General features: G+C 42.1%; 9 protein-coding genes and 1 tRNA gene. 7 read left to right on the top strand and 3 right to left on the bottom strand.

All coding sequences use genetic code 11. The annotated features are described in order from the left end of the window. Positions 1-180 precede the first annotated feature (180 nt). Genes ACP14Y_RS03435 through ACP14Y_RS03425 form a run of 3 tightly spaced genes read left to right on the top strand, consistent with a single transcriptional unit; the run spans position 181 to position 2,437 of the window. Entirely contained in the window at positions 181-828 is a 648-nt protein-coding gene (locus ACP14Y_RS03435) for an ABC transporter ATP-binding protein (RefSeq protein WP_424961574.1), read from the top strand. 27 nt (positions 829-855) lie between these two features. After that, a complete protein-coding gene (locus ACP14Y_RS03430) occupies positions 856-1,671 on the top strand; it encodes a DMT family transporter (RefSeq protein WP_424961573.1) in 816 nt (271 codons plus the stop codon). A gap of 55 nt (positions 1,672-1,726) precedes the next feature. Further along, entirely contained in the window at positions 1,727-2,437 is a 711-nt protein-coding gene (locus ACP14Y_RS03425; protein ID WP_424961572.1) for a YebC/PmpR family DNA-binding transcriptional regulator, read from the top strand. Positions 2,438-2,507: 70 nt separating this feature from the next. Here ACP14Y_RS03425 and gap read toward each other — a convergent pair whose 3' ends face one another. Continuing rightward, a complete protein-coding gene (gap, locus tag ACP14Y_RS03420) occupies positions 2,508-3,500 on the bottom strand; it encodes a type I glyceraldehyde-3-phosphate dehydrogenase (RefSeq protein ID WP_424961571.1) in 993 nt (330 codons plus the stop codon). A 172-nt stretch (positions 3,501-3,672) separates the two neighbouring features. On the opposite strand from gap, the gene ACP14Y_RS03415 reads away from it, so the two are divergent. Both ACP14Y_RS03415 and ACP14Y_RS03410 read left to right on the top strand, forming a co-directional pair. Further along, complete coding sequence (locus ACP14Y_RS03415) at positions 3,673-6,525, top strand: M16 family metallopeptidase (protein WP_424961570.1); 2,853 nt, start codon at positions 3,673-3,675, stop codon at positions 6,523-6,525. Between the two features lie 81 nt (positions 6,526-6,606). Then, positions 6,607-6,855, top strand: a complete 249-nt coding sequence (locus ACP14Y_RS03410; protein WP_424961569.1) for a hypothetical protein — start codon at positions 6,607-6,609, stop codon at positions 6,853-6,855. A 584-nt stretch (positions 6,856-7,439) separates the two neighbouring features. On the opposite strand, the gene ACP14Y_RS03405 is transcribed toward ACP14Y_RS03410, so the two are convergent. After that, positions 7,440-7,510 (bottom strand) — tRNA-Cys (locus tag ACP14Y_RS03405). Positions 7,511-7,578: 68 nt separating this feature from the next. Next, positions 7,579-9,762, bottom strand: coding sequence for a 30S ribosomal protein S1 (gene rpsA / locus ACP14Y_RS03400; protein ID WP_424961568.1), 2,184 nt, complete (start codon positions 9,760-9,762; stop codon positions 7,579-7,581). 192 nt (positions 9,763-9,954) lie between these two features. On the opposite strand from rpsA, the gene ACP14Y_RS03395 reads away from it, so the two are divergent. Further along, positions 9,955-11,649, top strand: a complete 1,695-nt coding sequence (locus ACP14Y_RS03395) for an amidohydrolase (RefSeq protein ID WP_424961567.1) — start codon at positions 9,955-9,957, stop codon at positions 11,647-11,649. Positions 11,650-11,749: 100 nt separating this feature from the next. Then, positions 11,750-12,577 (top strand): alpha/beta fold hydrolase, encoded by an 828-nt coding sequence (locus tag ACP14Y_RS03390; RefSeq protein ID WP_424961566.1) that lies wholly within the window; start codon positions 11,750-11,752, stop codon positions 12,575-12,577. Positions 12,578-12,584 lie beyond the last annotated feature (7 nt).

The following is a 12,584-nucleotide window of genomic DNA, read 5'->3' as shown; positions in this document are numbered from 1 at the left end:
TTAAATCAGCGGTTTGCTACAACTTCAAACTTATGCTTTTATAATTGCTCAGTTAGAGTTAAGCATCATGCTCATTCATGGGAACTAAATTTTCTGCGAAGCTAAATCATCACGAACGTATAACCAAGTTGAAATCATGCTGATAGCGGATTTCTGGATGATAAGCATATCTTTGCCGCCATGCTGAAAGCCGATAATATCCACAAATCATATAATGGATTGGATGTCCTTAAGGGAATCAATCTATCCATTGACAATGAAGAGGTGGTGAGCATTGTTGGAGCATCCGGGGCAGGAAAGAGCACGCTCCTGCATATACTTGGAACCCTTGACACACCGGATAAGGGCAATGTGAGTTTGAATGGGGTTGAAATCTCGTCCCTCTCTCAAAAAAAAATGTCCAAATTTCGAAATGAGGAAATCGGATTCATTTTTCAGTTTCATAACCTATTTCCTGAATTCACCGCGATAGAAAACATCTGTATCCCTGCCTACATCAAGGGAGACAGGCAAGCGGAAAAGCGGGCGGAAGAGCTCCTAAAAGTATTGAATATAATAGAGAGGAAGGACCACAAGCCCTCAGAACTATCCGGAGGTGAGCAACAGCGTGTCTCAGTAGCTCGAGCGCTTATTAACGACCCTTCCATTGTATTTGCTGATGAGCCTAGTGGAAACCTGGATTCTCAAAGTGCGGATGACTTGCACAAACTTTTTTTTGATCTGAGAAACAAAATGGGGCAAACTTTTGTCATAGTCACTCATAACATGGAGCTCGCTGGAATGGCAGATAGAAAGCTTGAAATTAAGGATGGAATTATAACTTCTTGATAAGTATTGAGTCAGGGAGTTAGATACATGCTTTTTGCATCATTCACTTTCACCATAATGAAAGTGTGTGTAAAGCTGGTGCCTCATATACCCGCCATCGAGATTATCCTGTTTCGGTCGGTTATTTCTTTGGCAATAAGCATTTTTTTTCTCAGTAAGCAACGTGTAAATATCTGGGGTAACAACAAGACTTACCTGATTGGCAGAGGGGTAGCGGGCGCCATTGCCCTGGTTATCTATTTCAGCTTACTTCAACAAATCCCACTGGCAACAGCCTCGACACTTCAATACCTGGCTCCCATTTTTACGGCTGTACTGGGAATCTTTATTGTTGGTGAAAAAGTAAGGAATATTCAATGGTTATTTTTTGCCTTGAGTTTTACTGGTATTTTGATTATTCAGGGGTTTGATCCCCGGATTTCGTTTGTCCACCTGGTTATGGGAATAAGTGCCTCATTATTCATGGGGCTAGCATATAATTTCATACGCAAGCTAAAAACCAGTGAACACCCATTGGTGATTATCTTCTATTTCCCATTAATCATGTTACCGATTTCAGCTGTCTGGTCTTCGTTTGTTTGGGTTCAGCCAATTGGCTATGATTGGTTGGTTTTGATACTGGTGGGTATCACTACCCAGATCGCTCAATTCCTGATGACGAAAGCATACCAGAAAGAAGAGTTAAACAAGGTATCCATCCTCACCTATATTGGAATCATTTACTCATTGGCATTCGGTTTCATCATTTTTGATGAGACTTACAATTTGGTCACTTACGGAGGAATGGCGTTGGTGCTTTCGGGTGTCATTTTGAATGTCGTATGGAAGAAAAAACATCCTTGATTTTAATTCTACCATCTGCTTAATTTGCAGCACCTTAAATTCAAAAGATAACATCATGGGAAGAGCGTTTGAATACCGAAGAGCAGCGAAAGAAAAGCGATGGGATAAGATGAGTAAAGTCTTCCCTAAGCTCGCAAAGGCAATTACTGTCGCCGTGAAAGAGGGGGGTGCTGATCCCGAAATGAACGCCAAGCTCCGAACGGCGATTCAAAATGCCAAGGCGGAGAACATGCCAAAGGATAACATTGAGAATGCAATCAAGCGCGCCTCCGGAAAAGATATAGATGAAATTCACGAGGTGACCTATGAAGGCAAGGGGCCACATGGAGTGCTGGTATTTGTAGAAGCGGCTACTGACAATACAACAAGGACGGTTGCGAATGTGAAGTCCTATTTCAATAAAGCGGGTGGAAGTTTTGTGCCCTCAGGATCCCTGGAGTTTATGTTTGATCGAAAGGCGGTATTTGAGTTTGAGAAAAAAGAAGGAATGGATCGTGAGGAGCTGGAGCTATCACTCATCGATGGAGGTTTGGAAGAACTGGAAGAGAATGAAGGTACTTTCTATGCCTACGCAGATTATACCCAGTTCGGAGAGATGAATAAGGTGTTGGAGGATCTTGAAATCGATGTGAAGAAAGCAACACTCAAGCGAATCTCAAATAATCCAGTGGAGTTCACTGAGGAACAATTGGATGAAATCGAGAAGATGCTTGACAAAATTGAAGATGACGATGATGTGCAGGCAGTGTACACGAATATTGCATAGGCCAGAGTTAAAGAAGAAATAAAAAGGGACTCGATTAGAGTCCCTTTTTTAATTTTTGATATTTAGCACGTTAGCCAGCAAGCTTAGCAATAAGATCTGCAGCTCTGCTTGAGTATCCAGCCTCATTATCATACCATCCTACCACTTTCACCAGGTTGCCCTGGCAAGATGTAAGCTTTGCATCGAAGATATTTGAGTGCGGATTCCCCACGATATCAATGGATACGATTGGATCTTCTGTGTACTCCAGAATGCCTTTCATTGGACCTTCAGCAGCGGCTTTCATAGCTGCATTCACTTCCTCAGCAGTTACATCTTTGCTTACGGTACATGTTAAGTCTGTCAATGATCCGGTAGGAGTAGGGACTCGCATAGCGATACCGTCCAGTTTGCCATTTAAATGTGGGAGTACTAACCCTACTGCCTTAGCTGCACCAGTTGATGTTGGGATGATTGAAACAGCAGCCGCTCTAGCTCTTCTCAAGTCTTTATGAGGGGCATCCTGGATTCGTTGGTCAGCAGTGTAGGCGTGTACAGTAGTGATGTATCCTTTTTCTAGTCCAAATGCATCATCAAGCACTTTGGCCATCGGCGCAAGGCAATTGGTGGTACATGAAGCATTTGAAAGAATCGTTTCATCACCAGTTAAGATGTCATCGTTTACGCCAAGTACTACTGTTGGGATATCTCCTTTGGCAGGCGCAGAAATAACGACTTTTTTTGCACCGGCTTTCAAGTGCTTACCAGCACCTGCTTCATCAACGAAAATTCCGGTTGACTCAAGAACGATTTCAACTCCTAAGTCACTCCATGGTAGGCGTTCAGGATCCCTTTCAGCGTATACGGGAATTGCTTTCCCATTTACGATGATATTATTATCATCGGCTTCCACTGTTCCTGGAAATCTTCCGTGGTTTGAATCGTATTTTAAAAGGTGAGCCAAAGTGTGCGTATCAGTAAGGTCATTGATCGCCACTACATCTACATTGTTTTTTTCAAGGAGCGCTCGAAAGCTTAGTCTTCCAATCCGTCCAAATCCGTTAATACCAATTTTCGTCGACATGTGATCTTGCTTTGATTTTTGAAGGTGCAAAAGTAGTTCTACTTTTTGAGGTAATCAATTTTAATCATCATGCCCTTTTAGGTATCAAAAGAAACCTTTTATATGAAATTCTTTTCATGCTGTACTTTCAATGATTATCATGCGTTTGAATAAAAACCTTTTAACTGTAGAAATGAAAAATTTTAAGAACCTATCTATCATGTTCATTGCCATGATAGTGTTCATGTCATCATGTACATCACTCAGCGATGGAGGGGGTAGCGATGAGCTATCTCTGGATTACGAAAAGTTTACACTGGATAACGGGCTGGATGTAGTGCTTCATCAGGATGATTCAGATCCTATTGTAGCTGTATCTATTCTGGTTCACGTGGGGTCAAATAGAGAAAAGCCCGGCCGAACCGGTTTTGCACACTTCTTTGAGCATATGCTATTCCAGCGATCTGAAAATGTGCCTGAAGGTGGATTCTTTAAGAATATTAATGAATGGGGTGGAACATTTAATGGCGGTACGTGGACTGATGGAACCATTTATTATGAGGTGGTACCTAAAGATGCTCTCGAAAAAGTATTGTGGATGGAGTCTGATCGAATGGGCTTCTTCATCAACGCGGTTTCCTTGGCGAGTCTTGAAGGTGAAAAACCAGTAGTGCAAAATGAAAAACGTCAACGTGTAGACAACCAGCCTTATGGACACACGCAAAGTGTAATCCTAAAAGCCCTTTATCCAGAAGGGCATCCATATAATTGGACTGTCATTGGAGAACTAGAGGATCTTCAGAATGCCACGCTGGATGACGTAAAAGAGTTTTATGAGCAGTGGTATGGACCAAACAATGCTACCTTGGTAATCGCAGGCGACATTGATAAAGAGGAGATAAAGCAATTGGTGAGTAAGTACTTCGGCGAAATACCATCCCGAGGAATAGATACACCAATGGATCCTCAGCCAGTAACACTGGATGAAACCAAAACCTTCTATTACGAAGATAACTTTGCTCAACTCCCTGAGATAAGGATGACTTATCCTACGGTAGAGCAGTTCCACCCGGATCAATGGGCATTGGACGTTCTTGGACAAATACTTGATGATGGAAAACGTGCTCCTCTATATAAGACGATTGTAGAAGAGGCAAAAGTTGCCCCGGATGTTTCCACGTACAATAGCTCAAACGAGTTGGCGGGCACATTCACCATCCGTGTAAGAGCCAATGCAGGTACTGATTTAGATACTGTTCGCTCAGTGATCAATCAGACATTAGCCGATTTTGATAAGGAAGGTTTTGACATAAAGGATCTTGAAAGGATCAAGGCAGGTCTGGAAACGGATTTTTACAATGGTATTAGCAGTGTGTTGGGAAAGGCATTCCAACTAGCTAGCTATAATGAGTATGCAAGTGATCCGGGATTTATTGAAAAGGATATTGCAAACATTAAGGCAGTTACACAGGAAGATGTGATGCGAGTGTTTAGAAAATATATTTTAAACAAGGATCATATTGTGACGAATTTTGTACCTAAAGGATCCGCTGACTTAGCAATGGAGGGAGCTGCCATGGCTGATATTAAAGAAGAAGGGATCAATGAGTTTGGTCAGAGCGAAGTAATAGAAGAGGAGGGCGATTTTACCATTGTTAAAACAGAATCTTCTTTTGACCGCTCAGTAGAACCAGAGTTTGGAGAAGCACCACTTGTTACTCCTCCTGCAATCTGGACCTCTCAAACAGAAAACGGCATTGATGTTTATGGTGTAGAAGCCAATGAGCTTCCACTGGTGAATTTCTCCATGAGAATCATGGGAGGTCATTATCTGGATGATATGGATAAAATAGGTGTTGCAAACCTCATGACTGATATCATGATGGAGGGCACTGCCAATAAAACTCCGGAAGAATTGGAGGATGCGATCGGTCAACTAGGGGCAAACCTGAACATGTTCACTGCTGATGAATACATACAGGTTTCTGGTAATTGCCTATCCAGAAATTTTGAGGCTACCATGGAGTTGGTTCAGGAAATATTGTTGGAACCACGTTGGGATGAGAAAGAGTTTGACCGAATCATTAATCAGACCCTTCAGTCAATCAAGCAGCGAGAGACTAATCCAAATGCAATCGCAACGGTAGTGACTGATAAGAAGCTATATGGCGAAGAACATATTCTGGGACATCCATCGATTGGATATGAGGATCATGTTAAGAATATCACCATTGATGATTTGAAGGCGTTTTACAACAATAATTTTGCACCGAATGTGACCAATTATCATGTAGCTGGGAACGTCACACAAGCCCGAGCGATTGACGCACTGGGTAGGTTGAAAACTGAGTGGGAGCAAAAAGAGGTGAGTATGCCAAATTATGTTGTGTCATCTGTACCTTCTGAACCTCAGGTGTATTTTGTGGATGTACCAAACGCTAAGCAGTCTGTAATAAGAATCGCCCGATTGACCGTACCTTCTGATGATCCGGCGTATAATGAAATCATGGTGGCTAATGATCGTCTGGGAGACGGATCGTCAGGTCGATTGTTTCAGATTCTACGAGAAGAAAAGCAATTTACTTATGGAGCATACTCGTTCCCAGGTAGAAATGTCATGGCTCCAGGAACCTTCACAGCTTTTTCCAGTGTGAAATCCTCTACAACAAAGGATGCATTGGACACTTTTAAGGAGGTGATTGGAACATATGCTGAAACCTACACAGAAGAGGATTTGACAAAGACAAAAACTTCTATGATAAAGGAGAATGCAAGGAACTTTGAGACATTATATAATCTTTTAGGTATTCTTCATAATATCAGTACATATGGACTTCCGCAGGATTACATTGATCAGGAACAGCAGACGGTTACCAGTGCGACTATTGAAAGCGTTCAGACCACTGCAAATGAGTACTTTGATTTGAGCAACTACATCTTCGTAATAGTTGGGGATAAGGCGACTCAGTATGATCAGTTAAGAGTAGACGGTCCAGGCGATCCGGTATTAGTTGATAAATATGGAAATGAAGTGGGGGTGATGTAATCATTCTTTTCAATAAATAATATTAAAACCCGTTTGGCGAAAGCTGAACGGGTTTTCTTTGTTGTCGAACTTTACATAAACATGTTTGAAAATTTAAACTTCCATATTTCCCTTGAGGAGGATCGTTTTGATGAATGGCTGACAAAGGGAAGAGAGAGTAAGATTAGGTACGATTACCTGGTTGTTCTTTGGGATGAGATGGAGAAAGACTACCGCCCGGTTTACTTGTCTGACAGGTCTGATCTGGAAAAATACCAGGATGATCGAAGCAACATAAGTGATGTTTTTGTTGCTGCTTATGACCTGTATACTGAGTCTAAGATTTTATAAGTATTTTTTGGTTATGAGCTTTTCACTTCCGTTTATTCATACAAAAAGAGCGACCCCAAGGGATCGCTAACTTGAGGCGCTGAGCGCCTGCCTGCCGCAGGCAGGGATTGCTCATACGCACGTGCATGCGCTAAATCCCTCGCGAATGCTTCGCATTTATCTCATACGCTTATCCATGCGCACAACCCTTCCTGAATGCTTCGTATTTATCTCATACGCTTATCCATGCGCACAAACCTTCGTGAATGCTTCGCATTTCGAACCGAACGGTTCTCATCCGCTATATAGAAACAAAAAAAGCGACCCCAAGGGATCGCTTACTTGAGGCGCTGAGCGGATTATTCATACGCATAAGTCATGCGCACCCCCCTTCATGGACCTTCGGTCTCGAACCTACGGTTCTCATCCGCAATTTATTTTAAACAAAAAACGACCCGAAGGTCGTTTTATAAAGAGGCGCTGAGCGGATTATTCATACGCATAAGTCATGCGCACCCCCCTTCATGGACCTTCGGTCTCGAACCTACGGTTCTCATCCGCAATTTATTTTAAACAAAAAACGACCCGAAGGTCGTTTTATAAAGAGGCGCTGAGCGGATTCGAACCGCTGTAAAAGGTTTTGCAGACCTCTGCCTAGCCACTCGGCCACAGCGCCTTAAAATATGATTGCAAAAGTAGGAAAAAACGAGTCACCAACCAGTGGTCGATGACTCGTATAATGAATTACTTATCTTCTTTTTCTTCTTCCTCTTTCTTGGTCTTGGCCTTTGTTGCTTTTTTAGGAGCAGCCTTACCTGCGTCTTCCATTTTGTCTTTCAATGCTGATAGTGCATCAAGGTCACCCAGGGTAGACTTCTCAACTTCTTTGTTGATCTTGTCAAGGGTGTTTCCTTTCTTGCCGCCAGACTTCTTCGCAGAAGCTGCTTTCGGCTGCTCAGCATCTTTATTCCAAATAGAAGTGTGAGAAAGAACAATTCGCTTGTCATCTTTAGAGAAATCAAGCACTTTGAATTCTAAAGTTTCACCTTCAGCTGCGTTAGTGCCATCCTCTTTCTTAAGGTTTTTAGGTAATACCTGACCCTCAAGTCCGTAAGGAAGCTCTACTGTCGCGTTTTTATCTCCAACACTAGTAATTGTACATTTGTGAGTAGATCCTTTTGTAAACACAGTTTCAAAAGTATCCCATGGATTCTCTTCCAGATGCTTGTGGCTAAGTGCCAGCCTTCTGTTCTCCACATCGAGCTCCATTACTTTCACCTCCAGCTCATCACCAACTTTCACAAACTCAGATGGGTGTTTGATCTTCTTCGTCCATGAAAGGTCAGAAACGTGCACGAGACCATCGATACCTTCTTCAAGTTCAATGAACAAACCAAAGTTTGTCAGATTTCGAACGGTTCCTTTGTGCTCAGTTCCGATTGCGTACTTAGTAAGTACATCTTGTTTTGTCCATGGATCTTCAGTAAGCTGCTTGATGCCGCAAGACATCTTACGCTCTTCTCTGTCAATGGTAAGAACAACAGCTTCTATTTCATCACCAACGTTCAAGAAATCAGATGGATTTCTCAGGTGCTGAGACCATGACATTTCAGAAACGTGGATCAATCCTTCCACTCCAGGGATGATTTCAAGGAATGCACCATAATCAGCCACATTCACAATCTTTCCTTTCACCTTAGATCCAACATCGATATCCTTATCAAGTGAATCCCATGGGTGATCTGTAAGCTGCTTCATACCTAGCGAGATTCGCTGCTTGTTGTCGTCGAAATCCAACACTACAACATTCACTTTTTCGTCTAGTGAAAGCACTTCTTCCGGGTGATTGATTCGTCCCCAGCTGATATCTGTAATGTGAAGGAGTCCGTCTACACCACCTAGATCGATGAATACCCCGAAGTTGGTCATGTTTTTAATTACACCTTCCAGTACCTGACCTTTCTCAAGGTTGTTCAGGATCTCAGCTTTTTGCTCTTCAAGATCCTTCTCGATCAGTACTTTGTGTGAAACTACTACGTTATCGTTGGTGTAGTTGATTTTCACAACCTTCACCTCCATAGACTTACCTACGAATACGTCAAAGTCTCTGATAGGCTTCACATCAATTTGCGATCCAGGAAGGAAAGCCTCAACGCCATAAACGTCTACGATCAATCCACCTTTGGTTCTTCGCTTTACAAAACCTTCGATTACAGAATCATTGTCAAGTGCACTCTGAATAGATTCCCATGCCTTAACAATTTTTGCTTTTCTTCTTGAAAGAACAAGTTGGCCATTGGCGTTTTCCTGCTCTTCAATATATACCTGTACTTCATCACCAGCTTTCAAGTCTGACATGTCCCTGAATTCTGAAAGAGACACAAGTCCATCAGATTTAAAGCCGATGTTAACAATTACTTCTCTATCAGTAATACCTACCACAGTACCAGTGATAAGCTCTTTTTCAGTGATTTCAGTCAGGGTGTCTTCATAAAGCTTTTCCATCGCTTTACGATCCTCTTCAGAATACTCATCCTCAAAGCCACCATCAGAATCGAAATCGAAATCATCGTCTTGTGGTTCGATTTCAGGAACTTCTTTCTTTGGTGCTTTTTTTGCTTTAGGCTCTTCTTTTTTCTCCTCTTCTTTCTTCTCCGCCTTAGGTTCAGCTTTGGCTGCTTTTTCTTCTTTCACCTCTTTCTTCTCTGCTTTTTTAGTTTCAGCTTTCGCTTCTTCTTTTTTCTCAGCCTTTGCTTTGGTTTCTTTCTTAGCAGTTGGTTTGGAAGCTTTCTTTTCTTCTTTCACTTCCTCTTTTTTGTCCTCTGCTTTTTTAGTTGCTGCCTTTTTTGTCGTGGTTTTTTTAGCAGCAGTTGCTTTTGCTTTGGTTTCTTTCTCCTCCGCTTTAGCAGTTTCTTCTTTTTTTGCCATAATAAAAAATGACTCCCGTTAGGTACACTGTGTCAGTTGGAGTCAGCACTGATCAGCATTTTCATTTAACATTCTCTGACGATTCTCGCCCAGAGCCATTCCATTTTGGAACGGAGCGCAAATTTAGGGAATTTGATTTATAAAACCATTCATAGGGTTAACTTTAAGCGTAATTCTAAATCACATCTTTTTATGAAATACATTAAAATACTTCTTCTCTCATTGATCGCTCTTTCATGTCAAAAGCCAGAGCCAGAATTAGCTGCAGATACCATCATCTTCAATGGTTCGATTTATACCATGGACGATGGGAACCCTATCGTAGAAGCTGTGGCAGTTAAAGCAGATACATTTTTGTATGTGGGGTCAAAGGAAGGTTCAGATGCATTTCTTGGGAAGGAAACGAAGGTAATTGATCTCAATGGACAAACGATGGTTCCGGGATTGACCGAAGGACATGCGCATATCATGGGAGTGGGGTATAACCTTTTGAATGTGGATCTTCGTGAAGCAAAGAGCTATACAGAGGTAGTAGATATGGTAGCAGAAAGGGCTGCTAACTCCCCTGAAGGTACATGGATTACTGGAAGAGGGTGGCATCAGGACAAATGGACTGAGAAACCTGAGATGACCAACGGATTTCCGACACATGATCTATTGAGTGAGGCTGTTCCTAACCATCCTGTATATCTAAAGCATGCGAGTGGTCATGCGGCATTAGCAAACGCAAAAGCCATGGAGGTTGCCGGAATCAATGGTGAGACTCCTCAGCCTGAAGGTGGGGAAATATTCTTGAGTGTGAGCGGCGAACCTACGGGTATCTTTAATGAAACGGCTCAAAGACTAATTAGTAATGAAATTCCCAGTGCTACGAAAGAAAGCGATGAACAGGCGTTAAAATTGGCCCTGGAGCAATGTTTTAAATATGGCATTACGGGATTCCATCAAGCTGGCTCGGGCCCTGAACATATCAATCTTTATAAAGAGTTTGCTGAAAGAGGAGATTTGAAACTGAGACTCTATGTAATGTTGAATGGTAGAGATCAGGAACTACTGGACGAATATTTTAAGAATGGAATTGAAGAAGATCTTTATAACAATCAATTGACAGTGAGATCAGTTAAACTCTATGCTGATGGAGCTTTAGGCTCAAGAGGGGCTTGGTTACTGGAAGAATACACCGATGCTCCAGGCGTTCATGGACATAATGTTATGCCAATGGATGATATCGAAGAAGTCACTAAACGTTCGTACAAGGCAGGATTTCAGGTATGTGTTCATGCAATTGGGGATCGTGCGAATAGGGAGGTTTTAGATATCTATGAGAGAACCTTTAAGCTTTACCCTGAAAGTGCTCCAAAAGAGCCAAGATTCAGAATAGAGCATGCACAGCACTTTCATCCAGACGATATCCCACGGTTTGCAGATATGGGTGTTATTCCTTCCATGCAGGCCATTCATATGGCATCAGATAGGCCCTGGGCCATTGACCGTTTGGGCCAGCAGCGAATCGAATGGGGAGCTTACATGTGGCAAACACTCTTGCAATCTGGAGCTAGGATCGTTAATGGAACAGACGCTCCGGTAGAGCCAATCACGCCTTTAGCTAGTTTTTATGCCTCTGTAAGTAGACGAACATTGGAAGGTAGTCCTGATGGTGGCTATGAGCCTTCAGAAAAAATGACCAGAGAGCAGGCACTTCGCTCGTACACGTTGGATGCTGCCTATGCTGCCTTCCGAGAAGACAGAAAAGGAAGTATCGAAGTAGGAAAGTGGGCAGATTTGACTGTTTTGGATAAAGATATTATGACGATCACTGAAGATGATATTTTGAATACCAACGTCACTATGACAATGATTGGTGGAGAGGTGGTCTATCAGAATTAAGCTATAAGTACACCATTTGTCAACCTGGTTTCACAAACCTACTCTACACACAAGCGTAATACTGCTCTGATGATATTGAGTAGATATGCAAAATGATTTTATGATAGCGTGTGGAGATGGGAAGCTCATTGCAGCCACACATTTTGGAAGAGAAGGAAAGCCAGCGGTAATCATATCAGCTGCTACCGGGGCTCAAAGGTCTTATTACGGAAGATTTGCTCAGTCGTTGGTAGAGCAAGGTTTCCAGGTGGTCACTTTTGACTATCGGGGGATTGGAGATTCAACCATAAAGATGAATGATCCTGCTGCATCTATGACAAATTGGGGAGAGCAGGATTTAACCGCTGTGATTGACTGGGTGGCAAAAAATGGAAACAATCCACAAATCTTCTTGGTGGGGCATAGTGTTGGGGGACAAATATTCCCTCTCGCCAAAAATAAGTCATTGGTGAATGCCGCTTATTTTATTGCCAGTCAAACTGCATCCAGATACTACTGGACAGGTCCACAAAAACTAAGTGTGTTGCTACTATGGAATTTGATTTTGCCAACCACAACCACATTGACAGGTAAATTACCAAATTGGGCTTATGGAGGTAAATATGATTTACCAAAAGGAGTGGCAACAGAATGGGCAACCTGGGGCAGACACAAGAATGGAGTTTTGCAAGATGACACTAATAGGCTCAAGGCATTTAAAGAAGTAAATATTCCCTTGCGTTTTATAAGCATTTCTGACGATAAGCTACTGGCTCCAAAGTATGCAGTAGAACAGCTTTATCATCAATATGGAAGTTTGAATAAGGAACATCATCACTGGTATCCATCTGATTTTGGAAAACGAAAGATTGGTCACTTTGGATTTTTCAGAAATGAGAATTCTGAAATGTGGGATGATGTACACCTTTGGTTGAAAAGATATGTTTAAAACTTGC

Source organism: Ekhidna sp., assembly GCF_965247405.1.
Classification (GTDB): domain Bacteria; phylum Bacteroidota; class Bacteroidia; order Cytophagales; family Cyclobacteriaceae; genus Ekhidna.
This window is presented reverse-complemented; position numbering and strand designations above follow the sequence as displayed.